This is a genomic window from Microbacterium sp. UBA837, assembly GCF_002296025.1.
GTDB lineage: Bacteria > Actinomycetota > Actinomycetes > Actinomycetales > Microbacteriaceae > Microbacterium.
Map to the genome: position 1 here is coordinate 1 of NZ_DBHD01000184.1, position 22,431 is coordinate 22,431.

18 protein-coding genes, 3 tRNA genes, 1 other RNA gene and 1 pseudogene are annotated in these 22,431 nt (G+C 66.5%); 11 read left to right on the forward strand and 12 right to left on the reverse strand.

From position 1 onward, the window contains the following. Positions 1-40 precede the first annotated feature (40 nt). The gene (gene ppgK / locus B3587_RS13045) at positions 41-838 is read left to right on the forward strand and encodes a polyphosphate--glucose phosphotransferase (protein ID WP_292729348.1); all 798 of its coding nucleotides are present in this window, start codon (positions 41-43) and stop codon (positions 836-838) included. 39 nt (positions 839-877) lie between these two features. On the opposite strand, the gene rnpB is transcribed toward ppgK, so the two are convergent. The 3 genes from rnpB to B3587_RS13060 form a co-directional block, all read right to left on the reverse strand. Continuing rightward, positions 878-1,235: RNase P RNA component class A (gene rnpB, locus B3587_RS13050), an RNA gene on the reverse strand. 73 nt (positions 1,236-1,308) lie between these two features. Continuing rightward, positions 1,309-2,040, reverse strand: coding sequence for a zinc ribbon domain-containing protein (locus tag B3587_RS13055; protein WP_292729351.1), 732 nt, complete (start codon positions 2,038-2,040; stop codon positions 1,309-1,311). A gap of 1 nt (position 2,041) precedes the next feature. Next, a tRNA-Val gene (locus B3587_RS13060) sits at positions 2,042-2,114 on the reverse strand. A gap of 209 nt (positions 2,115-2,323) precedes the next feature. Here B3587_RS13060 and aceE point away from each other — a divergent pair. The 7 genes from aceE to B3587_RS13095 all read left to right on the forward strand — a co-directional run bounded on the left by aceE (position 2,324) and on the right by B3587_RS13095 (position 11,671). Beyond that, complete coding sequence (aceE, locus tag B3587_RS13065; RefSeq protein ID WP_292729354.1) at positions 2,324-5,053, forward strand: pyruvate dehydrogenase (acetyl-transferring), homodimeric type; 2,730 nt, start codon at positions 2,324-2,326, stop codon at positions 5,051-5,053. Between the two features lie 10 nt (positions 5,054-5,063). Next, positions 5,064-6,281 (forward strand): PucR family transcriptional regulator, encoded by a 1,218-nt coding sequence (locus tag B3587_RS13070; protein ID WP_292729357.1) that lies wholly within the window; start codon positions 5,064-5,066, stop codon positions 6,279-6,281. A gap of 85 nt (positions 6,282-6,366) precedes the next feature. Then, entirely contained in the window at positions 6,367-7,302 is a 936-nt protein-coding gene (locus B3587_RS13075; RefSeq protein ID WP_292729442.1) for an ACP S-malonyltransferase, read from the forward strand. Continuing rightward, positions 7,299-8,300 carry a beta-ketoacyl-ACP synthase III gene (locus B3587_RS13080; protein WP_292729359.1) on the forward strand — a complete coding sequence of 334 codons (1,002 nt, stop codon included), beginning with the start codon at positions 7,299-7,301 and terminating at the stop codon, positions 8,298-8,300. The genes B3587_RS13075 and B3587_RS13080 overlap by 4 nt, the downstream gene beginning before the upstream one ends. Before the next feature lie 93 nt (positions 8,301-8,393). Beyond that, a complete protein-coding gene (locus tag B3587_RS13085; RefSeq protein ID WP_195691493.1) occupies positions 8,394-8,642 on the forward strand; it encodes an acyl carrier protein in 249 nt (82 codons plus the stop codon). Between the two features lie 51 nt (positions 8,643-8,693). Continuing rightward, complete coding sequence (locus tag B3587_RS13090; RefSeq protein ID WP_292729362.1) at positions 8,694-9,929, forward strand: beta-ketoacyl-[acyl-carrier-protein] synthase family protein; 1,236 nt, start codon at positions 8,694-8,696, stop codon at positions 9,927-9,929. Between the two features lie 41 nt (positions 9,930-9,970). Continuing rightward, positions 9,971-11,671, forward strand: a complete 1,701-nt coding sequence (locus B3587_RS13095) for a lipocalin family protein (protein ID WP_292729365.1) — start codon at positions 9,971-9,973, stop codon at positions 11,669-11,671. Between the two features lie 138 nt (positions 11,672-11,809). Here the strand turns inward: B3587_RS13095 and B3587_RS13100 are convergent, their stop codons facing one another. Then, positions 11,810-12,313, reverse strand: a complete 504-nt coding sequence (locus B3587_RS13100; protein ID WP_292729368.1) for a DUF3145 domain-containing protein — start codon at positions 12,311-12,313, stop codon at positions 11,810-11,812. 239 nt (positions 12,314-12,552) lie between these two features. Here B3587_RS13100 and B3587_RS13105 point away from each other — a divergent pair, with 239 nt between their 5' ends. After that, entirely contained in the window at positions 12,553-14,139 is a 1,587-nt protein-coding gene (locus B3587_RS13105; protein WP_292729371.1) for an SPFH domain-containing protein, read from the forward strand. A 243-nt stretch (positions 14,140-14,382) separates the two neighbouring features. Here B3587_RS13105 and B3587_RS13110 read toward each other — a convergent pair. Continuing rightward, positions 14,383-14,456 (reverse strand) — tRNA-Ile (locus B3587_RS13110). Positions 14,457-14,514: 58 nt separating this feature from the next. Continuing rightward, a complete protein-coding gene (locus B3587_RS13115) occupies positions 14,515-15,495 on the reverse strand; it encodes a DMT family transporter (RefSeq protein ID WP_292729373.1) in 981 nt (326 codons plus the stop codon). Positions 15,496-15,548: 53 nt separating this feature from the next. Between B3587_RS13115 and def the strand changes: the two genes are divergently transcribed. Beyond that, positions 15,549-16,115, forward strand: coding sequence for a peptide deformylase (gene def / locus B3587_RS13120; protein ID WP_292729377.1), 567 nt, complete (start codon positions 15,549-15,551; stop codon positions 16,113-16,115). 24 nt (positions 16,116-16,139) lie between these two features. On the opposite strand, the gene B3587_RS13125 is transcribed toward def, so the two are convergent. The 5 genes from B3587_RS13125 to dusB form a co-directional block, all read right to left on the reverse strand. Beyond that, positions 16,140-16,215 (reverse strand) — tRNA-Asn (locus B3587_RS13125). A gap of 84 nt (positions 16,216-16,299) precedes the next feature. Further along, entirely contained in the window at positions 16,300-17,088 is a 789-nt protein-coding gene (locus B3587_RS13130) for an ATP-binding cassette domain-containing protein (RefSeq protein WP_292729380.1), read from the reverse strand. Positions 17,089-17,141: 53 nt separating this feature from the next. Next, positions 17,142-19,040 carry a DNA primase gene (gene dnaG, locus B3587_RS13135; protein WP_292729383.1) on the reverse strand — a complete coding sequence of 633 codons (1,899 nt, stop codon included), beginning with the start codon at positions 19,038-19,040 and terminating at the stop codon, positions 17,142-17,144. Positions 19,041-19,049: 9 nt separating this feature from the next. After that, a complete protein-coding gene (locus B3587_RS13140; protein WP_292729386.1) occupies positions 19,050-20,366 on the reverse strand; it encodes a deoxyguanosinetriphosphate triphosphohydrolase in 1,317 nt (438 codons plus the stop codon). Then, positions 20,359-21,522 (reverse strand): tRNA dihydrouridine synthase DusB, encoded by a 1,164-nt coding sequence (gene dusB / locus B3587_RS13145; RefSeq protein WP_292729388.1) that lies wholly within the window; start codon positions 21,520-21,522, stop codon positions 20,359-20,361. Before dusB ends, B3587_RS13140 begins: the two co-directional genes overlap by 8 nt. Before the next feature lie 70 nt (positions 21,523-21,592). Here dusB and B3587_RS13150 point away from each other — a divergent pair, with 70 nt between their 5' ends. Beyond that, positions 21,593-22,096 (forward strand): glutathione peroxidase, encoded by a 504-nt coding sequence (locus B3587_RS13150; protein ID WP_292729390.1) that lies wholly within the window; start codon positions 21,593-21,595, stop codon positions 22,094-22,096. A gap of 23 nt (positions 22,097-22,119) precedes the next feature. On the opposite strand, the pseudogene B3587_RS13155 reads toward B3587_RS13150, so the two are convergent. Further along, a pseudogene (locus B3587_RS13155) lies at positions 22,120-22,431 on the reverse strand (glutamate decarboxylase); the annotation flags it as partial.

Below are 22,431 nucleotides of genomic sequence, written 5' to 3' on the forward strand. Positions count from 1 at the left end.
TCCTACTGATCGGAGGCGCCGGGATGGGTAGGCTGATCGCATGGCATCTGACCTGACCCGAGCAGTGGGCATCGACATCGGCGGCACGGGAATCAAGGGGGGTGTTGTCGACCTCGAAGCGGGTGAGCTCGTCACCGATCGCATCAAGGTCCCCACCCCGCCCGGAGCCGAGCCGCCCGCGGTGCTGAATGCCGTCAAGCAGGTTCTCGAAACGCTCGAGGTGGCGGACTCGGATATCCCCCTGGGCGTTGCGTTCCCCGCGATCGTGAAGAACGGCAAGACCCTGTCGGCGGCGAACGTTTCGGAAAAGTGGATCGGCTTCGAGGCTGAGAAGTTCTTCGAAGACGGGCTGGGCCGCGACATCCATTTCGCCAACGATGCCGATGTCGCCGGCGTTGCCGAGGTGCGCTACGGCGCGGCGAAGGGTGTTGAGGGACTCGTCTTGCTCACCACCCTCGGCACCGGCATCGGCTCGGCGATGATCTACAACGGCGTCCTGATTCCCAATTCAGAACTCGGCCACCTCGCTCGCCCTGGCAAGGACAAGGATGCCGAGTACTACGCGGCCTATTCCGCCATGGAGCGGGAAGAACTGTCCTGGGCAAAGTGGGCTAAGCGGCTGCAGTGGTACTACAGCCACCTCGAGTTCCTCTTCTCCCCCGACCTTTTCGTCGTGGGTGGCGGCGTTTCGAAGCACCCGGAGGAGTTCCTGCCGCTGCTGAAGCTCAACACCCCGATCGTGCCGGCGGTGCACCGCAACAACTCCGGGATCATCGGCGCAGCTGCACTCTCGCTCGGGGCGATGCCGCAGCTCGCGCAGGCCACCGCCGCGCAGTGAGAGGGCGGCCCTGTCGGGAGCTGTACGGCCCCGACAGGGCGAATGGGCCGGCCTGTACGCCGGGTTCTGTTCGGGAGCGCTGCTCCGTCGACGGTCATCTCTCTCGGCGACGCGTTGCCGCGCCGCTCTAGCGGCCTACCCGGGGACTCGGCGAGCCGCGTCATCATCCCCTGTCTGGCCTTGCTCCGGACGAGGTTTACCGTGCGGGTCGTGTCGCCACGACCCCGGTGGTCTCTTACACCACCCTTTCACCCTTACCGGGACGAGCCCGGCGGTCTGCTTTCTGTGGCACTGTCTCGCGGATTGCTCCGGGTGGGTGTTACCCACCGCCCTGCCCTGTGGAGCCCGGACGTTCCTCGGCGTGGCACCGCCACGACGCGACCGTCCGGCCGACCCATTCGCACCGCCGAGTCTACGCGGCGCCCCGCGGGGTCTACGCGGCGCCCCGCGGGGTCTAGCTGCCGGCTGAGCTAGAGACCCGACTCCTCCGTGCGCACGAGGATGCAGCCGCACTCGGGGCAGGTGACGACAGACTCCGGCGCGGCGGCACGCAGCGCGCTGAGGTCGCTGCCAGCAAGCACCATGTGGCATCCGCCGCAGGTCTGTCGGGTCAACAGGGCGGCACCGGCGCTTCGCTGGGCGAGCTTGTCGTAGAGACCGAGAAGATCGGAGGCGACCGTGGATGCGACAGCCTCGCGGTCACGGGTCGCGGCAGCCTCGTCGGCCTGGGCCGCTGATACCGCCGCCTTCGCCGCGGCGCTGAGCGATACGCCTTCTTCGTTGACCTCTCGAAGTCGAGCTTCGAGGCCGGCGACAATCTCTTCGGCAGCCTCCGCACGCTCCATCGCCTCGAGGTCGGCGTCTTCCAGATCACTCTTTCGCCGCGCCAGAGCCGCTAGCTCGTGCTCGAGGTTCTGCGCCTCCTTGGCGTTGGCCGAGTCGGCGAGCCGTGCCGTATCGCGGGCGATGCGGGCCTCGACGACCTTCAGATCGTCGTCGAGGCGACGCTGCTCGGCGCGGACGTCATCGACGGTCCCCCGCGCCCGAACGAGGTCTTGATTCAGCTCGGTGCGCGCCTGCATCAGCTCAGAGATCCGCGCGGCCTGTTCGGGTGAACGCGCCGCTGCGGCGGCACTCCGGATGCGGGCGTCCAAGGCAGCGACCTCGAGAAGACGCCGCTGGTCGTCGGGACTCGCATTCATGTGGGCCCTGCCGGGATCGAACCGACGACATCCACGGTGTAAACGTGGCGCTCTACCAGCTGAGCTAAAGGCCCTCGAGGCGAGTCTACGGGGCCAAAGCGGCATCCATGGTTTCGGCTGACCGAGCCCGGCCGCCTCGCCCGCTCCCACCGGATGCGGGACTCGCTAGGCTGGGTCGTGGTCTGCCGTACAGACACGCGCACGACCAGACCCTGCGATGCTCACCCTGCAGCGCACGGCCGCCCGTTCGTGGCACACCCTGCCCGTCGAAGAAAGGTTTCACGTGACCGTCAACGATCAGGATCCGTACTCGCAGGGACCGCTCGACAGCGACCCCGACGAGACTGCGGAATGGCAGGAGTCCCTCCACCAGCTCGTCTCGGCCAAGGGCCAGGGGCGAGGCAGGGAAATCATGCTGAGCCTGTTGCAGACATCGCACGAGCTCCAGCTCAACGTGCCGCAGGTGCCAACCACCGACTACATCAACACGATCTCGCCGGATGCGGAGCCTGAGTTCCCCGGTGACGAGGAGCTGGAGCGCCGCTACCGTCGCTGGATTCGCTGGAATGCTGCCATCACGGTCCACCGCGCGCAGCGTCCGGGCATCAGCGTCGGCGGTCACATCTCGACCTACGCCTCGTCCGCGTCCCTCTACGAGGTCGGCTTCAACCACTTCTTCCGCGGCCCGGATCACCCGTCCGGCGGCGATCAGATCTTCATCCAGGGGCATGCCTCCCCCGGAACCTACGCTCGCTCCTTCCTGGAGGGACGCCTGACCGAAGCACAGCTCGACGGCTTCCGGCAGGAGAAGTCGGCGGCACCCAACGGTCTGCCGTCGTACCCGCACCCGCGTCTCATGCCGGACTACTGGCAGTTCCCGACCGTGTCGATGGGTCTCGGGCCGATCAACGCGATCTACCAGGCGATGACCAACAAGTACCTGACGAACCGTGGCATCAAGGATGTCGGCGACAGCCACGTCTGGGCGTTCCTCGGCGACGGGGAAATGGACGAGGTCGAAAGCCGCGGTCAGCTTCAGGTAGCCGCTAACGAAGGCCTCGACAACCTCACGTTCGTGATCAACGCGAACCTGCAACGTCTCGACGGTCCCGTGCGTGGCAACGGGAAGATCATCCAGGAGCTCGAGAGCTTCTTCCGGGGCGCGGGCTGGAACGTCATCAAGGTCGTCTGGGGAACCGGCTGGGACGAACTGCTCGCCAAGGACACCGACGGCGCGCTCGTGCACCTGATGAACACCACGCCGGACGGCGACTTCCAGACCTACCGTGCTGAAGACGGCGCATTCATCCGTGAGCACTTCTTCGGCCGCGATGAGCGCACGGCGGCGCTCGTTAAGGATTGGACCGACGACGAGATCTGGGGCAAGCTGCGCCGCGGTGGCCTTGACTACCGCAAGGTCTACGCGGCCTACAAGGCGGCAGTCGAGCACAAGGGCCAGCCCACCGTCATCATCGCCAAGACGATCAAGGGCTACGGCCTCGGTCACCACTTCGAGGGTCGTAACGCGACCCACCAGATGAAGAAGATGACGCTCGAGGATCTCAAGCACTTCCGCGACTCGATGCGTATCCCCATCTCGGATGCCCAGCTCGAGGAGAACCCGTACCTGCCGCCGTACTACAACCCCGGACCGCAGGACGAGACCATCCAGTACATGATGGAGCGCCGTCGGTCCCTCGGCGGGTTCCTCCCCCAGCGCCGAACCTCGCACACCGCGATCACGCTGCCGGGCGACGACGTGTATGCCATGCCAAAGAAGGGGTCGGGTACGCAAGAAGTCGCCACCACGATGGCGTTCGTGCGCCTGCTCAAGGACCTGCTGCGCGCGAAGGGATTCGGCAACCGCATCGTGCCGATCATTCCCGACGAGGCACGCACCTTCGGGATCGACGCGTTCTTCCCGACGCAGAAGATCTATAACCCGCACGGCCAGAACTACACCTCGGTCGACCGCGATCTGCTTCTCGCCTACAAGGAGAGCCCGCAGGGTCAGATCATGCACGTCGGCATCAACGAGGCCGGCGCGCTGGCCGCGTTCACCGCCACGGGCACGTCCTACGCAACGCACGGCGAGCCGCTCATTCCGGTGTACGTCTTCTACTCGATGTTCGGGTTCCAGCGGACGGGCGACGCGCAGTGGGCCGCCGGCGACCAGATGACGCGCGGCTTCGTGATCGGCGCGACCGCGGGACGGACAACCCTGACAGGTGAAGGTCTCCAGCACGCCGATGGCCACTCGCACCTTCTGGCGTCGACGAACCCGGCCACGGTCTCGTACGACCCGGCATACGGGTACGAGATCGCGCACATCGTGCAGTCGGGCCTGGAGCGGATGTACGGCGGACACCACCCCGACCCCGACGTCATGTACTACCTCACGGTCTACAACGAGCCGCTTGTTCAGCCTGCGGAGCCCGAGGGTGTGGATGTCGAGGGCATCGTGCGCGGCATCCATCGCATCTCCACCGCCGAGGGTGAGGGCCCGCGTGCCCAGCTTCTGGCATCGGGGGTCGGTGTGCCGTGGGCGCTCGAAGCCCAGCAGTTGCTGCGCGACGATTGGGGCGTTCAGGCCGACGTGTGGTCGGTGACGTCGTGGACCGAACTGCGCCGCGACGGCCTCGCCGCCGACGAGCACAACTTCTTGTACCCCGAAAACGAGCCCCGCCGCGCGTACATCAGCGAGAAGCTGCAGGACGCCGAGGGCCCCGTGGTCGCCGTCAGTGACTTCATGCACGCCGTTCAGGATCAGATCCGTCCGTGGGTTCCGGGGCGTTTCGCGACGCTCGGCGCCGACGGCTTCGGCTTCTCGGACACGCGTCCGGCTGCGCGACGCTACTTCAAGATCGACGGCCCCTCGATCGTGGTGCGCACGCTGCAGGCGTTGGCCGAGGAGGGAGCCGTCGATCGGGCCCTTGCCGGCCAGGCGATCCGCAAGTATGACCTGCACAACGTCAAGGCGGGCACAAGCGGAAACGCGGGCGGGGAGAGCTGACGACCCGGCCATGACAGCGCATCCCACCGACAAGGCCGAGACTCTGGCGTGGCTACGCCGCATCTCGGGGGATCTCGCGACCGCGACGATTCAGCGACTCGAGCAGAGTCTGCCCTGGTACTCGGAGATGCCGCCTGCGCGTCGGTCCGCGGTAGGCCTGGTCGCTCAGGCGGGAATCACATCCTTCATCCAGTGGTACGACGATCCGCAGTCGACGCCCTGGATCGCCGCCGACATCTTCGCCGCCGCGCCCCGCGAGCTGTTGCGCAGCGTGAGCCTGCAGCAGACGCTTCAGCTCATCCGCGTCTCAGTGACGGTCACGGAGGAGCGGATCGCGAGCAAGAGCGAAAGTCTGCGTGAGGCGATCCTCCTCTACTCCCGGGAGGTCGCGTTCGCCGCGGCCGACGTGTATGCGCGAGCCGCCGAAGCGCGGGGACTGTGGGATGCACGTCTTGAGGCCCTCGTCGTGGATTCGATCCTCACGGGCGAGGCCGACGAGGAGCTCCCGAGTCGGATTGCCGCACTCGGATGGCATGGTCACGGCGAAGTCGCTGTTCTGGTGGGCACGACGCCGCCGCAGTTCGACGTCGACCAGCTGCGCCGAACCGCGCGCAAGCTCGGCGTGGATGTTCTGATCGGCGTGCAGGGGTCGCGACTGGTTCTGGTGATCGGGCGGTCGGAGCCGTCACCACGGGCGGAAGACGCGGAGCAGGACTTGCCCTTCCCCGAGATCGCTCGTCGCCTCGAGCCCGGCTTTGGGCCGGGCTACCTCGTGCTCGGCCCCGCGGTGCCGGCATTGGTCGATGCAAGCATGAGCGCGCGGGCGGCCCTGGCCGGTTTTGCCGTTGCCCGAGCGTGGCGGCATGCGCCACGGCCGGTCGAAGCCGACGATCTGCTGCCCGAGCGCGCCCTCGCCGGCGATCCGTTGGCCAAGCAGACCTTGATCGAGCGCATCTACCGTCCGCTTCATGCGCATTCGACGGATCTGGTCACGACCCTGTGGAGCTACCTCGACAACGGCCGGTCGCTCGAGGCCACCGCGCGTGAACTGTTCGTACACCCCAACACGGTTCGGTATCGCCTCAAGCGGGTCTCGGAGGTCATCGGCTGGGATGCCACGGGTCCCCGGGAGGCGCTCATCCTCCAGACTGCACTCATCCTGGGATCGATCGGCACGGAGTCGGTGCGTCGCCGACCTGCCGCGCTGCACCGCCGCGTGTCAGCCTGAGCGTGTAGACGCGCGACAAACGAATGCGCGTTTTCTCGATCAGAATCTCCAGAATGACCGCTCGACACGCTGGCAGGATGGGATGGTGATCATCGCCCTCTTCCCTGGTCAAGGCTCCCAAACACCAGGATTCCTCCGGCCCTGGCTCGAACGCGATGGGGTCCGCGCACGTCTCGATCAGTTCTCGCAGTGGGCAGAGGTCGACCTCATCGAGGCGGGAACCGAGGCGGACGCTGAGACTATTCGTGACACGCGAATCGCGCAGCCGCTCATCGTCGCCGCCTCCGTTCTGTCGTGGGAGCTCTTTACGCAGAGCGCCTCTGCGCCGGTCGACGGGGTCGCCGGGCACTCGGTGGGCGAGTTCGCCGCGCTGGCAGCTGCGGGGGTCATTGATGCGGAGACTGCCCTGCGGCTCGTCGGGATCCGCGGCCGGGCGATGGCGGATGCAGCATCGCTCGCTGACACCGGAATGAGCGCCGTGATCGGCGGCGACCAGGCAGTGGTTGAGGAGCGTCTCGCGTCGCTCGATCTCACCCCGGCGAACTTCAACGGCGGTGGCCAGATCGTGGCCGCAGGTGCGGCTGAGGCGCTCGCCGCGCTAAGCGCCGAGCCCCCGACGGGGACCCGTGTGATTCCGCTCTCGGTTGCGGGTGCCTTCCATACGCACTACATGGCGCCAGCGGTCGAGACACTGCGGTCAGCCGTAGCAGCCGTCACCCCGTCAGACCCGGGCCTGCAGTTGTGGACGAATCGAGACGGTTCGCTCGTGAACAGCTGCGCGGAGGCACTCTCGCTCGTCGTCGATCAGGTTGCATCCCCGGTTCGGTGGGACGCGTGTATGCAGTCGTTCGCAGCCGCGAGCGTGAAGGGACTGATCGAGTTCGCTCCCGGCGGCACGCTTGTCGGCCTCGCGAAGCGTGCTCTGCGCGGAGTACCCTCAGTCGCGGTCAAGACTCCCGAAGACCTCACGTCTGCAGCCGAGCTTGTGGCCACCGCATCCGCTCAAGGAGAAGCCGAATGACCGTGTCCCTTCGTCAGCCCCAGGGCGCTGCGCACACCCGGATCTACGCCTATGGCGCTGCCCGGGGCGAGCGCGTCGTTCCGAACGGTGAGCTCGTCGGTCCGATCGACTCAAGCGACGAGTGGATCCGCCAACGGACGGGAATCGTGACCCGAGTGCGCGCGGTCGAGACGACCACCGCGATCGACCTTGCCGCGGATGCTGCCACCGAAGCCGTCTCGAAGTCGGGCGTCGCTCCGGACAAGATCGACGCGGTGATCGTGGCGACGATCTCCAACCCCCGGCAGACCCCGTCAGTTTCGGCGATTGTTGCGGAGCGCATCGGGGCTAAAGATGCCGCAGCGTACGATCTCAACGCCGCATGTGCGGGGTTCGCGTACGGCGTGGGGCAGGCCGATGCTCTCATCCGCGGGGGCGGCGCGCACTACGCCGTCGTGATCGGCGCTGAGAAGCTCAGTGACATCGTCGACCCGACCGACCGCTCGATCTCTTTCCTCCTCGGCGACGGTGCAGGTGCTGCCGTTGTCGGCCCCTCCGAAACACCAGGTATCGGCCCGACGGTGTGGGGCTCGGATGGCTCAAAGGCCGACGCTGTCGGGATGAACCACACACTGACAGAGTTCCGGGATGGAACTGCGCCCTGGCCCACGCTCCGCCAGGAGGGCCCGACGGTCTTCCGCTGGGCGGTATGGGAGATGGTCAAGGTTGCCCGTGAAGCCCTCGCGGCTGCCGGCGTCGAGGCATCCGACCTCGCAGCCTTCGTTCCGCACCAGGCAAACATGCGAATCATCGACGAGTTCGCGAAGCAGCTCGGCCTTCCCGAGTCCGTGGTGATCGGACGCGACATCGAGACGACCGGAAACACCTCCGCCGCCTCCATCCCGCTCGCCACGCACCGGCTTCTGGCGGAGCACCCCGAACTGAGCGGCGGCCTCGCCCTGCAGATCGGCTTCGGAGCGGGGCTGGTCTACGGCGCGCAGGTCGTCGTGCTCCCGTGACGGCGGAGCCTCGAACTCTAGACTGGCAGGACGGCCTCACCTGAGGCCCACACCGACCACAACCCATCCATATCAACCCAGAGGGAGACACCCATGGCACTCACAAACGACGACGTCCTCGCAGGACTCGCCGAACTCATCACCGACGAGACCGGCATCTCGGCCGACGAGGTCGCCATGGAGAAGTCGTTCACCGACGACCTCGACATCGACTCGATCTCGATGATGACCATCGTCGTCAACGCCGAGGAGAAGTTCGGCGTGACCATTCCCGACGACGAGGTCAAGAACCTCAAGACCGTCGGCGACGCCGTCACCTACATCACGTCGAACCAGGCGTGACCCGATCTCCGGTGGGGGCGCAGCCCCCACCGGACCATCCCTGAGGACTACATGAGCAGTTCACGTATCGTCGTCACCGGCATCGGCGCCACCACCCCCATCGGAGGAACGGCGCCCGATTCCTGGTCGGCACTGCTGGCCGGCGAATCCGGCGCGCGCTCGCTCGAACACGACTGGGTCGCGAAGTACGAGCTTCCCGTAACGTTCGCCGCTTCGGCACGCGTCCCGGCGGAAACCGTCCTGGCCCGGCCCGAGGCCAAGCGCCTCGACCCGTCGTCGCAGTACGCCCTGGTGGCTGCCCGCGAAGCGTGGGCGGATGCCGGAACCCCGGAGGTCGAACCCGAACGCCTCGGTGTCGACTTCGCTACGGGGATCGGCGGCCTGTGGACTCTCCTCGATGGCTGGGACACGCTTCGTGAAAAGGGTCCGCGGCGCGTCATGCCGATGTCGGTTCCCATGCTCATGCCCAACGCGCCTGCAGCGGCCATTTCGATGCACCTGGAAGCGCGCGCCTACGCACGGACCGTGGCCTCGGCCTGTGCATCCAGCACCGAGTCGATCGTCAACGCCGTCGAACACATCCGTCTCGGCCTCGCCGACGTCGTGATCGCGGGCGGCACCGAGTCGGTGATCCACCCGATCACCCTCGCGGCCTTCGCGTCGATGCAGGCCCTTTCACGGCGCAACGACGACCCCGCGCACGCCTCACGCCCCTACAGCATCGACCGGGACGGCTTCGTCATGGGCGAGGGGGCTGCCGCCCTCGTGCTCGAGACCGAAGAGCACGCTCGGGCCCGCGGCGCCCGAATATACGCCGTCGTAGCCGGCGGGTCCGTCACTGCCGACTCGTACCACATCACGGCTCCCGAGCCTGAAGGCCTCGGCGCCTCACGGGCGGTGCGGCAGGCTCTCGAACAGGCTGACGCCTCAGTCGACGATGTCACGCACATCAACGCACACGCCACCTCAACACCTACGGGTGATATCGCCGAGTACAAGGCGTTGCTGTCGGTCTTCGGCGACCGCGTGCACGAGATCCCCGTCTCTGCGACCAAGGCTTCCACCGGACACCTGCTCGGTGGAACGGGTGCTCTGGAGGCAGTCTTCACCGTCTTGGCGCTGCACAACCGCCTCGCTCCCCCGACGATCAACATCACAGAACAGGACCCCGAGATTCCGCTGCGGGTGGGCGAAGCCGTCGAACTCCGCGACGGCGATCATGTCGCTATCAGCAACTCGTTCGGATTCGGCGGACACAACGCCGTCGCGGCGTTCCGCAGCGTCTAGGGACGCTCAGCCGGGCTGACCCCGTGTGGCAGACTCAACCTGTGGGTTCTGTTCGTGCGATGGTGCTGGCTCCGGTCATGGCGCTGTCCTTCCTCGGGCTGAGTGGGTGCACCTTCGGACCTCCCACTGCCGCACCGGAGACCTCAGCGTCCCCCTCCTCGTCGCCCTCGGCAACCATCCAGGGGCGTCAATCGACGCCGACCGCTACCCCCACTGCCACTCCGACCTCTCGTCCGACGCCCGCTCCGCCAGCACCGATCGATCCAGGTCACGGCGGCGGCACGGGCGGCTCCGGTCGTCCAACACCGCAACCGACCTCGAACCCCGACCCGGCGCCCTCGCCGACACCGACGCCGACGCCGACACCCACGATCCCGCCGGCGTGCCCCACCAGCAACACACCACCCGCGGATCCCGTTCTCGCGTTCGGCTCCATCGCCCAGTACTCACCGGTGCCGCTCGCACAGGGTCGGGACTGCACCGGATTCCGGGCCTACCTGTCAACCGGTCTCCCCCAGTACGACTCGCAGTCCTACGAGTTCTTCGGGCACCTCGTCGGTGACGACGGGAGCATCAACGCGATCGCGTTGATGTCGCAGGGAAACTCTGTCATCCCCGGCCTTCAGGTTCCCCTCCTCACCATTGAAGAATCAGGGCTCATCTTCAACCGGCTCGACCAGAACAGCGGACCCGCGTTCGGTGGAATCGACGGCCTCGCCGACATCACGGTTCCCACGAGCATCACCTACCAGCCGTGGAGCATCCACGTCGAGCAGCAGAATCACGGCGAGCCGCCTCAGACGGTCGACATGCGGGTCGTTTCCGGATCCATCGGCGCCGTCGGCGCGATCTACGAGCTCACCGTCTCGGTCGACACCGGAATTTACCAATCCGGCGTCAGCGAGCCGACCTCCCTGACTATCCGCGCGCGTGACACGACAGGGATCATCCAGTGGGGATACGGACCCAACGGGTTCTTCCCGCTGTGGATGTTCGATGGGATGCCGCTCCCGGCATCCGGTGGCCCGATCGCGACCACCGACCAGCGCACCCGGATCATGAACGACTACGGCGGGGACATCGGAAGCTACCTCGCCGCCACAGGCGACCCGATGACCGGCCAGGGCTCGCACTACTACTCGATGCCGCTCGTCGAGGTCGAGTCGTGGTCGATTCAGATCGGATCGACCTACGCGGGAGGCGGCACCGGAGGCGTGCTGTTCTTCGACAATCTCACCGAGACGTACAACGATTCCGCCACGTACATCGTCAGCAACGGGTACGCATGGACGGAGTTCTCGGTCCAACTACCCGACACCGACCAGGGCATGCTGATCGCGGTGACCGGCCAGCAGGACGTTGGGAACCTCTACTACGCCATGCTCGGCGGAGCCGGATCTTCCCAGTCAGGCAATGGCACCCTTCAGCCGACCGCCAACTGGCCGCAGGGCGCGATCCACATCACGCCGGATCCGACGAGCACGTGGACCTCGCCGCATAGCTGCTACGTCTATGAGCTGTCCTACGCCGTGAAGCTGGATGCCTCGGCATCGCGACCCGCGGCCGACCTCGTCTTCAACGCCACCGCCCAAGACCAGGAGCTGAACGCACTCGGGCGCGCCGTCTACGAGGGGCTGTTCTCGTACTCCGGCACACTCGACGGCAACGCGGTCAGCGGATACGCCTGGGGCGAGATCCAGGGGCGCCCGCCGGCTGGTCATCCGACGCCGCCGAACTGCTGAAGCCAAACGCAGAACGGGCCCCTCCGCAACTCTGCCCGGAGGAACCCGTTCTCATCGTCACGTGCTGCCACGCTCTCCCAGCGCCGGGAATCGACTCATCCGACATCCGGTACGCACGCGCGCTGCACGCGAAGCCTGCTACCCCACCTTGTGAAGCCACACCACTGGCGCGTCGTCACTGGCGTGACGAAACGGCTCGAGTTCGTCATCCCATGCCGAACCGAGCGCGACCTGCAGTTCGCGCTGCATGTCATGAACGTCCCGTATCGCCAGTTCCAGCGCGTACCGGACGCGGTCCTCCCCGACGACCACGTTGCCTGCGGCATCCGTCTGCGCATGATGGATGCCGAGGTCCGGCGTGTGCATCCACCGAGCGCCGTCTGAGGCGGCCGACGGATCTTCGGTCACCTCGAAACGCAGGTGCTCCCAACCGTGCATGGCTGACGTAATCGCAGCTCCCGTGCCGACAGGTCCTGACCAGAAGTACTCAGCGCGCCGCGCGCCGGGCAATACCGGCTGGTCGGCCCAGTCGAAGCTCACCGCGCGACCGAGCGCGCGTCCCACCGCCCACTCCAGGTGGGGGCACAACGCCCGCGGCGCGGAGTGAATCATCACCACACCGCGCGTCATTGATGTAGCCATATTGATCTCCGTTCTGAGGTGCGTCTTCCCCAACGTCCTCAGGAGATCTGTGGCTGTTCTGTTATTGGGCCCATTATCGCCCGGGGCGACCCGAATCACAAGCCTGTGATTCACCGGTGCAGGGCGCGATATTCGGGCTTTGCCGGAGCCCGTCCGTCTGAAAGGCTGAACCCGGGGGCAACATGCGGCTCTCGGCGCGCGCTTGTTCGAGCGCGCGCCTGAACCAAAAGAAGACATCCATGGAGGCAGCCGGTTTTGTCGGCATTCTGATCATCATCGGGATAGCAGTCGTTGCGGCGATCATCATCGCGCTCATCGGCCTCCTGTTGGCGAAGGCGTGGATCAAGGTCGCTCGCGCGGACGAGGCCCTTGTCATCTCGGGCCGCAAGCAGCGAGTGCAGACCACGGTGATGGATGCCGACGGCACGAGCCGATCGGAGATGTCCGAATCCCCGGTCACCGTGATCGTCAACGGCAAGTCACTGGTCAACCCCATCACGCAGCGTCACGAGATCATCTCCCTGCGTTCTCGCCAGGTGTCGTTGAACGCCGAGGCGCAGTCGCTCGACAATGTGACGCTCAACGTCGATGGCGTTGCGATCGTCAAGATCGGGTCCGACCCGGTGTTCGTCCGCCGTGCCGCCGAGCGTTTCGCGTCACAGGACAAGGCGATCGAACAGTTCACCACGGAGCAGCTTGAGGGAGCGCTGCGCGGAATCGTTGCGACGCTGTCGGTCGTCGAACTCATGCGCGAGCGCAAGAAGTTCTCGGATCAGATCGCCGCCGATGTCTCTCAGGAGCTCGCCGAGCAGGGCCTCATCCTCGACTCGTTCCAGATCAAGGGAATCACTGACGCGATGGGCTACATCCAGTCGCTCGGCGCACCCGAGATCCAGGCCAAACGCCAGGCCGCCGAGATTGCGCAGACCAACGCCGACCGCGCGATCAATCAGAAGAACATCGCGAACCAAGAAGCGAACCTGATCGAGCAGACGGCGCTGGACACCAATACCGCCAATGCGAATGCCGGTATCGGTCGCGCCCGCGCCGAGGCCGAACAGGCTGAGCAACTCGCGAGAGCCCAGGCTGAGCAGGCGGTTCTGCAGCAGCAGGCCGAGAACCGGCAGGCACAGCTGGATGCCGACGTCAAGCGCGTCGCCGACGCTCAGCGATACGAGGCTGAGACGCGTGCTCAGGCCGAGCTCTACACTCGCGAACGTGCCGCAGAGGCTGCCGCGATCGAGAAGATCAAAGAAGCTGAGGCTCGCACCCGAATCGCCGAGCAGCAGGCTGAAGCGGATCGGGCCCGCGCCGCCGGTGAGGCAGCCGCTGCCGAGGCGCGCGCCGCCGGTGAGGCCAGCGCACTGCGCGCCCTCGCGGACGCAGAAGCCACCGCGCGGCGCCTGCGCGCAGAGGCCGAGGCCGACGCGATCCGGGCCGAAGGTCAGGCGCGTGCCGAGTCGATCGAAACCGAGGCCGAAGCCATCGCTTCGAACCAGGAGGCGATTCTGTCTCAGCGCGTGCTCGATGTGCTCCCCTCGATCATGGCGGAGTTCGCGAAGGGCTACTCCGCCATCGGCAACGTCTCGATCGTCGGTGGCGGATCCGGCGAGGAGGGCGCATCCCGCGTCATCGGGGCCGACAGCGCGACAGCCATGAAGTCGGTTTTCGACAGTGTTCAGGCGGCAACCGGCATTGACCTCGCCACCATCATCCAGGGGCAGGCCGTCGGCCGTGCCTTCGGCTCCGGTATGGCGGATGCCGCCGCGAGCGAACCCGTGCAAGTAGCCACCTCCCGGCGCACAACCAAGCCGAAGGCGGAATAGCGTTCGGCGGCAACACCCGCCCACCCCCAGGCGCGCTCTCGGCAACACCCCCGACAACGAACAGAACCCCGCCAGACGGCGGGGCTCTGCTCGTAGGGCGGGTGGGACTTGTCCCTTTCGCCCCTCCACGGCTCGCTACGCGATCCGCGGAGCCTCCGGCGAATGGGGCCCACCCACAAGGTGCGTTCGCGGCAACACCCCCGACAACGAACAGAACCCCGCCAGACGGCGGGGCTCTGTTCGTAGGGCGGGTGGGACTTGAACCCACGATCGTCGGGTTATGAGCCCGCTGCCTTGACCAGCTTGGCCACCGCCCCCTGCCAGATCAGCGTACCGGGCGTGCGCTCACGACGCGGACTTCGAACCGTCTGCCGATCAATCGTCCGAGGAGCTTCCGCGCGTGAACGGTAGCTCGAGGCTGTCGCTGATCACCTGGGGGTGGTTGCGCGCCAGGCTGATCACTCCGTATACGGCGAGGGCGCCGGCGACCCCGAACCCGATGAAGGCCCACAGCGGCGCAGTCTCGGCTTCCTGCAGCACGACGAGCCCGATGACCACCGCCACGATCGGGTCGATCACCGTCAGGCCCGCGATCACGAGATCGGGTGGCCCGAGGCTGTACGCCGTCTGGACGAAGTACGCACCGACCGCCACCGCCGCCAACAGGGCGACGACGCACAGCAGAGTGAGCCAGTCGAAGTTCTGGTCCCGGATCCGGCTCAGGACCACCTTCGCGAGTGTCGCCACGAAGCCGTAGAGAACGCCTGAGGCGACGATGTAGAACAGCGCTAGACCGTGCTTGCGGAACACGAGCCAGAGAACGGCGAAAATGACGATGGTCACCGCCAGCAGACCGAGGATGACCAGCAGCTGCGCCTGCGTGACGGGGCGCTCGGTGGCAAAGAACGCGGCGATCGTCACGAAGATGAAGATCCCGCCCACTGCCGCGATGATCGATCGAATCGACTGGCGCGTGGGGCGATGCCCACTGATGCGGGCGTTGAGCAGGGTGGTGATGACCAGCGAGACGGCTCCGAGCGGTTGCACCAGGATCAGCGGCGCCACCGAAAGCGCCGCGAGCTGGCAGACGATCGCGAGCCCCAACATGATGGTGCCCGCCAGCCACGATGGCCGCCGCAGCAAGTTCAGAAGATGATTGCGATCGAGCCCGTTCCCGCCAGAGCGGCCGGTGAGCTTCTCAACCTTCTGGACGCCCCGGTACTGATACTGGGCACCGAACGACATGAAGATGGCGCCGAGCAGCGCAAGGGGAATCCCGGCGAGGATCGCGGGGTCGCGGAACGCCTCAGTGATCTGGTCGGTCACGCTTGCCGACACGGTCAGGAGGAGCACCATTCGACCCTATCCCGGCGTCGGCCAGACGCCGTGTGTCTCAATAGGCTTGTCGCATGGCTGTTCTCCCGATCCGCATCATGGGCGATCCCGTCCTCCACGCTCCCGCCACTCCCGTCGCGGAGATCAGCGATGACATCCGTCAGCTCGTCGCTGACATGTACGAGACGATGGATGCCGCTCCTGGCGTCGGCCTGGCGGCCCCGCAGGTAGGCGTAGGGCTTCGGATCTTCACCTACAGCTACACCGATGACGACGGTGCACCGTGGCGAGGCGTGGTCATCAACCCGGAGCTGTGGATCACTCCCCTGGAACCGGGCGAGCCCGATCCCGATGAGGAGTCGGAGGGATGCCTCTCGTTCCCGGGTGAGCGGTTCCCGCTGCGCCGCTCCGAGCGTGCCCGGGTCACCGGGATCGATCTCGACGGCCAGCCCGTCGACATCGAGGTCGACGGATGGCGTGCCCGCATCCTGCAACACGAATTCGACCACCTCGACGGTGTGCTCTACCTGGACCGGCTCGGTGACCGCGACTGGCGCACCGCCCAGAAGATCTCCCGCAAACAGGGCTGGGGCACACCAGGGAAGTCGTGGATGCCAGGAGTCGACGACCTCGACGCCTGAACGGAAGACGAGGGTATGGAGTAATGGCTCCCCGGCTTGGACTCGAACCAAGAACCTATCGGTTAACAGCCGATTGCTCTGCCAATTGAGCTACCGAGGAAAATGCCCGCCGCAGCGGGCAACCCCACTATCTTAGCAAAGCCGACGGGGTTTCAACGACGCGAGCCAGGCCCTCGTCGCGCCGTCAGGACACGACGAAGCGGCGGTCTGCTTCTGCGCTCGGCGTCCAGATCAGATCGTTCGTACCGTGGCCGAAGGCGACGACGTGCCCACCGCGCAGCACGAGCACGTTCGCGTCGAGTTCCTTCACGGCTTCGGGGTCATGCGTGGAGACGACAGCTGCCATGCCGGTGTCATCTCGTCGCCGCGTGATGGCCTCGCGCGCGGCTTTGCGGACTTCGACATCGAGATTCGCGAACGGTTCGTCGGCCACGAGAATCCGCGGGTCGACGACGAGGCCTCGGGCGAGCGCCACACGCTGGCGCATCCCCGCCGAAAGCTCGTAGGGGAACTTGTTCGCAACGCCCAGGGGAAGCATGAGCTCATCGAGCAGGCCCGCGACGCGGATCGCGAGGGCCTTCTGGTTGATTCGCCGCTCCCTCGAGGTGATCGGCTCGGCGATGACCTCCGAGACCGTGAGCCGGGAGGGCAAGTGTGCGCCGGCTGATTGAGGCAGGTAGCCGGCGAAATATGTCAGTTCGCGGATCGCCCTGCCGGGGCGCCGGACCGAGATGCCATCGACGAGCGCGTCTCCCCCGGTGACCGACACGCCTTCGTGCGCGCGACCAGCAAGCACCGAAAGGAGGCTCGATTTTCCGGCGCCGGTAGGACCCATGAGCGCAAGAACCGAGCCGCGAGCGACAGTGAAGGTGATCCCGTCGATGAGCTTGTCGGTCTCGCCGCGACCGGTGTGACTGATCGAGAGGTCCGAGCACACGATCGCCGCTTCGGTGGCTCTGCGACGAGGAGACATACCCTCATCCTGCCGTGCCGTTGCGCTGGGATCCAGTCCAGAGTCCCGGTCGATCAGCGTTCGGTGTCGCCTGTCCAGCGCTGCCGCTCCAGATCGAGCTCGCGCAGCTGCAGGCGAATCCGACGCCCCTCCTCGGAGTCCGGAGGCACGCGCTGGACTGCGCGAACCAGTTCCGCCTTCTCCGAATCGACGCGTCGCACGATCAATCGACGCATCAAATCGGATGCCGAGGCTGCGGCATCCGCCTCGCCGAGGGCCGGGAACGCAGACATGAGCAGCTCCGAGCCGAGCGCGCGGTAGGGCTCGCGGATGGTGTCAACGGCCTGCACTGCCCATCCCGCTCGCGTGTAATCGGGCGCCTCGACCACGGCGGCACGAACGGCATCGAGCGCGGGGTGCTGGAACGCCGCTCCCAGGGCGCGACGGACCGTCGCATCGTCGAGGCGGTGCCCGAATTGCAGAGCCGCCATGAGCGCGTCACGCTCGATCACGACATCGCGGGTACGAGGAAGCGACGCGATCGTCGGGATCAGCACCGGTGCGGAGGCGGCGGCTCCGTCATCCGGATGCTGGCGCTCATCAGCCGGCGGCGCGTCATCGCGCCCACGCCGCTGCAGCGACCCGCCCGTGTCACGCGAACGGGAAGCTCGCGATACCGCTGCGCTCACCTCGTCGAGATCCAGACCGATCCGGCGCGCGAGGACGCGGACGTACCCGGGTCGCAACGACGGGTCTCGGATGTCGGCGACAACAGGTGCGGCTGCGCGGAGCGCTGCGGCGCGCCCCTCCACAGTGCCGAGGTCGTACTGCGAAAGGCGCTGGTCGATGACGAACTCGAACATCGGCGCCTTGGTTGTCATGAGGGCGCGCACGGCGTCGTCACCACGAGCGAGCCTCAGGTCGCACGGGTCTAGCCCGTCCGGCGCCACGGCCACGTACGTCTGTGCCGAAAAGCGCTTCTCGTCGGCGAAGGCGCGGAGCGCCGCCTTCTGACCCGCGGCATCCGGGTCGAAGGTGAAGACGACCTCTCCCCCGCTCGAATCGTCGCCCATGACACGCCTGAGCACCGTGATGTGATCGCTGCCGAACGCCGTTCCACAGGTTGCGATCGCCGTCGTGATGCCTGCGAGATGACACGCCATGACATCGGTATAGCCCTCGACGACCACGACGCGATGCTCCCGGGAAATGTCTCGCTTGGCAAGGTCGAGGCCGTACAGTACCTGCGACTTCCGGTAGATCGAGGTCTCTGGGGTGTTCAGGTACTTCGGCCCCTGGTCATCCTCGAGCAGCCGTCGCGCCCCGAACCCGACGACTTGGCTGGTCACATCTCGGATCGGCCAGATGAGGCGGCCACGAAAGCGGTCGTACGTGCCGCGCTGGCCCTGCGAGAGCAGCCCCGCAGCCAACAGCTCCTCGCGCGTGAAACCTTGCCCAGCGAGAGCGTCTGAGAGGTTTGACCAGCCCTTGGGCGCAAAGCCCACCCCGAAGTGCGCAGCGGCAGCAGCGTCGAACCCTCGCTCACCCAGAAACCGGCGTCCGACCTCGGCCTCGGGCGTCAGAAGCTGGGCTCGAAAGTACTCGGCAGCTGCAGCGTTTGCCGCGTAGAGGCGACTACGTCCCGAGTTCTCCGGTGCCGCGCCGCCCTCCTCGAAGTGCAGGGTGTAGCCGATCCGCCCGGCCAACCGCTCGACAGCCTCGGTGAAGCTCAGGTGGTCCATCTTGCGCAGGAACGAGTACACATCGCCGGACTCGCCACACCCGAAGCAGTGATAGAAGCCGACCTGCGGTCGCACATGGAAGCTCGGGCTGCGCTCATCGTGGAAGGGGCACAGTCCCTTCAGCGAACCGACACCGGCGGGCTTGAGGGCTACACGCTCGCCGATCACATCGGCGATGTTCGTCCGCGCCTTCACCTCGTCGATGTCGGCCTGCGCGATCCGTCCTGGCATCAGGCCGCCCTACCGGGCCCGCATCGGCGCGCCGGGCACCCAGATGCCGAGGGATGCGACATCGACCTCGCCAACGAGGCGGCCGTGCCACGAGATCGCGTGCTGATCGGTCAGGCTTGCGACTTGATCGACGATGGTGCGGCGCCGTTCGCGGTCGGTCGTGGCGTGATCGAAGTCTTCACGGTGCACAGCATCCAGCTCATGCGGGTTCTCCCACAGCGCTGTGGCCAGGCGCTTGAGCAGGCGCCGCTGCTCTTTGTACAGCGCCTTGCGGCCGTCGATACTCACCACCACAGCACCAATGATGCCCTTGAGCACCCCCATCTCGGCCTCGATGACACGAGGCACCACGACGTGTGCGTGAAAACGCGTCAGTTCCGGACCTCCGGCTGCTGCCCGGGTCGCCGTCACGGCGGCACGCGCGAAGCGTCCAATGAGGTCGCTGGTCAGGTTCTTCAACCGCGCGAGGTCGGAGCGCGTTCCCGAGAAACTGGCAACCCATTCCGGCATCCGCATGAGGCGATAGAGGGCGTCCTCGAGCTCGTCCCGCGCAAAGTCGTATCCCACCCAGGTCTGGATGGCCTGGATGAGCGCGTCATGCTCGGCAGGGTCGGCCAGGCGCGCGGGGTCGAGGTACCCGTTGACGATGGCGTCCTCGAAATCGTGTACGGAATAGGCGATGTCGTCGGAGAGATCCATGACCTCGGCCTCGATGCAGCGAACGCGGCCGGGAGCGCCCTCGCGCATCCACGTGAAGACCGCCTCATCCTCGTCGTATACCCCGTACTTGAGCCGGCCACCGGGATCAGGAAGCGGATGCGCGGAAGTCCACGGGTACTTGCAGGTGGCATCCAGGCTCGCGCGCGTGAGGTTGAGGCCGTGGCTTCGGCCGGTGGCGTCGATCACCTTGGGCTCCAGGCGCGACAGGATGCGCAGGGTCTGCGCGTTCCCCTCGAACCCGCCGATGTCTTCTGCCCAGTCGTTCAGGGCGCGCTCGCCGTTATGGCCGAAGGGAGGATGCCCCAGGTCGTGACTCAGGCACGCGGTATCGACCACGTCAGGTGCGAGCTGCAGCGCCGTCGCAAGCTCGCGCCCGACCTGCGCGACCTCGAGCGAGTGCGTCAAGCGGTTGCGAGCGAAGTCCGCAGGACTTGCCGGGCTCAAGACTTGGGTCTTTGCGGCAAGTCGACGAAGCGCAGCCGAATGCAGCACGCGCGCCCGATCCCGTGCGAAGCCGTCGCGCTGCGATCGGTGGTGCTCAGCGTAGAATCGCTCGGCATCGGCATCCGTATATCCCGGATGCACCGGAATGCCCCGCTCAGCCACCGCTGTGATCCAGTTCGGCCTCGGCCAGCGCGCACGATTCCACGCCGTCGATCTCCTGCGACTCAAGCCACCGGTCGGGCAGGGCGGGTCGCTTCGGGCTCCCTGCGCGCCCACGCTGGCCCTCGGCGGCGGCGCCGGGATAGGGGGCGTCCAGGTCCAGCTCCGCGAGAAGCTCGTCGATCTCGGCGAGCGAGGATGCCGTCGCGAGCCGAGCACGCAGATCACCGCCTACCGGGTAGCCCTTGAAGTACCAGGCGACGTGCTTACGGATGTCGCGACAGCCGCGGCCCTCGTCCTCGAAGAACTCGACGAGGAGCTCGGCATGCCGGCGAAACGCCTGCGCGACGAACCCGAGGTTCGCGTCCACGGTCGGGCCGGCATCCACATCGAACGCCCGCGCCAGCTCTCCGAACAGCCAGGGCCGCCCAAGGCATCCCCGACCCACGACGACCCCATCACACCCGGTCTCGGCCATCATCCGCGTCGCGTCCTCGGCGGCCCAGATGTCGCCGTTGCCGAGCACCGGAACTGACGTGACGTGCTCCTTGAGTCGGGCGATCGCCTCCCAGTCAGCTTCCCCGGAGTAGAACTGGGCGGCGGTGCGAGCGTGAAGCGCGACGGCTGAGACCCCGGCATCCTCGGCGATTCTGCCGGCTTGGAGATAGGTGAGATGGTCGTCGTCGATTCCCTTACGCATCTTTACCGTCACGGGGATGGGCCCCGCCGCGAGTACGGCGCGCGTCACGATCTCACGGAAGAGGCCGAGCTTCCACGGCAGGGCGGCGCCGCCGCCCTTGCGCGTGACTTTCGGGACGGGGCATCCGAAGTTCATGTCGATGTGATCTGCCCGGTCTTCCTCGACCAGTACCCGAACCGCACCCTCCACCGTGGCGGGATCCACACCGTAGAGCTGAATCGATCGCGGCGTTTCGGACTCGTGATGGGTGATCAACCGCATCGTCGTGTCGTTGCGCTCGACGAGTGCCCGTGACGTGATCATCTCGCTGACATAGAGACCGGCGCCGTACTCGCGACACAACCGCCGAAACGCGGTGTTGGTGATGCCGGCCATCGGCGCGAGCACGACCGGCGCGTCGACCGTGATCGGGCCGATGCGCAACGGCGCGACAGACGTGGCTGACGGTGTTGACGGCATCCACCCATTCTCCCAGACCTGCGCCTCGACGTGCCGCGCCCTCCCCCGCAGCCGCCGGTAGCCTGAAACCATGACCGACGTGCAGCAGCTTTCTCTTCGTGACATCCCCTTCGTGACCGCCGACGGCCAGACCGCGACGCTCGGGGACTACGGCGACGGTGTTGTACTGGTGGTCAATGTCGCCTCAAAGTGCGGTCTGACACCGCAGTATGCGCAGCTCGAGCAGCTTCAGAAGACCTACGGTGATCGCGGATTCACCGTGGTCGGGTTCCCCTGCAACCAGTTCATGGGTCAGGAGCCGGGCAGCATGGACGAAATCCTCGACTACTGCTCGACCACCTGGGGTGTGTCGTTTCCGATCGCCGAGAAAGTCAAAGTCAACGGCTCTCACGCCGCGCCGCTCTACAAGGCGCTCAAGAAGGCGAAGGATGCCGAGGGCAAGCGGGGTCCGGTGCTCTGGAACTTCGAGAAGTTCTTGCTCACCCCCGACGGCACCGTCCACCGGTTCCGCCCGACGACCAAGCCCGACGATCCGTCGATCGTTGCGGTGATCGAAGACTCACTCCCCCGCTGATCTCGCGAGGCCTTCACCACCGGTCAGTGGTGGAAGCTGCCCGCCTCTTCCTCGCTCATCGGCACCGAGACGGGGTGCTTGTCGAAGTGCGCAATGGCATCGCGGTAGTCATCCATCAGCAGGCTTGCCTCATCGCGGCTGAAGCCGGCGCGCACGGGGATGCGCTGTACGGCCAAGTCCTGCCGGTCGGCGGGCATAGTGTAGGCCGGGACCTGCCAGCCCCGTGTGCGCAGCCGGTCGGCAAGATCAAACAGGGTGAATCCGTGCTCGGCTCCCTCGACGAGTTTCCACGAGATAGCCGGAATGCCGTGCTCTGGACTGCCATCGTTGATGAT

What these genes read in the sequence shown, in the direction of transcription:
- B3587_RS13105 (WP_292729371.1), top strand. Translation starts at nt 12,553, where the DNA reads ATGGAGGCAGCCGGTTTTGTCGGCATTCTGATCATCATCGGGATAGCA.
- B3587_RS13055 (WP_292729351.1), bottom strand. Translation starts at nt 2,040, where the DNA reads ATGAATGCGAGTCCCGACGACCAGCGGCGTCTTCTCGAGGTCGCTGCC.
- B3587_RS13130 (WP_292729380.1), bottom strand. Translation starts at nt 17,088, where the DNA reads ATGTCTCCTCGTCGCAGAGCCACCGAAGCGGCGATCGTGTGCTCGGAC.
- B3587_RS13150 (WP_292729390.1), top strand. Translation starts at nt 21,593, where the DNA reads ATGACCGACGTGCAGCAGCTTTCTCTTCGTGACATCCCCTTCGTGACC.
- dusB (WP_292729388.1), bottom strand. Translation starts at nt 21,522, where the DNA reads ATGCCGTCAACACCGTCAGCCACGTCTGTCGCGCCGTTGCGCATCGGC.
- def (WP_292729377.1), top strand. Translation starts at nt 15,549, where the DNA reads ATGGCTGTTCTCCCGATCCGCATCATGGGCGATCCCGTCCTCCACGCT.
- B3587_RS13100 (WP_292729368.1), bottom strand. Translation starts at nt 12,313, where the DNA reads ATGGCTACATCAATGACGCGCGGTGTGGTGATGATTCACTCCGCGCCG.
- B3587_RS13070 (WP_292729357.1), top strand. Translation starts at nt 5,064, where the DNA reads ATGACAGCGCATCCCACCGACAAGGCCGAGACTCTGGCGTGGCTACGC.
- B3587_RS13090 (WP_292729362.1), top strand. Translation starts at nt 8,694, where the DNA reads ATGAGCAGTTCACGTATCGTCGTCACCGGCATCGGCGCCACCACCCCC.
- ppgK (WP_292729348.1), top strand. Translation starts at nt 41, where the DNA reads ATGGCATCTGACCTGACCCGAGCAGTGGGCATCGACATCGGCGGCACG.
- B3587_RS13115 (WP_292729373.1), bottom strand. Translation starts at nt 15,495, where the DNA reads ATGGTGCTCCTCCTGACCGTGTCGGCAAGCGTGACCGACCAGATCACT.
- dnaG (WP_292729383.1), bottom strand. Translation starts at nt 19,040, where the DNA reads ATGCCAGGACGGATCGCGCAGGCCGACATCGACGAGGTGAAGGCGCGG.
- B3587_RS13085 (WP_195691493.1), top strand. Translation starts at nt 8,394, where the DNA reads ATGGCACTCACAAACGACGACGTCCTCGCAGGACTCGCCGAACTCATC.
- B3587_RS13080 (WP_292729359.1), top strand. Translation starts at nt 7,299, where the DNA reads ATGACCGTGTCCCTTCGTCAGCCCCAGGGCGCTGCGCACACCCGGATC.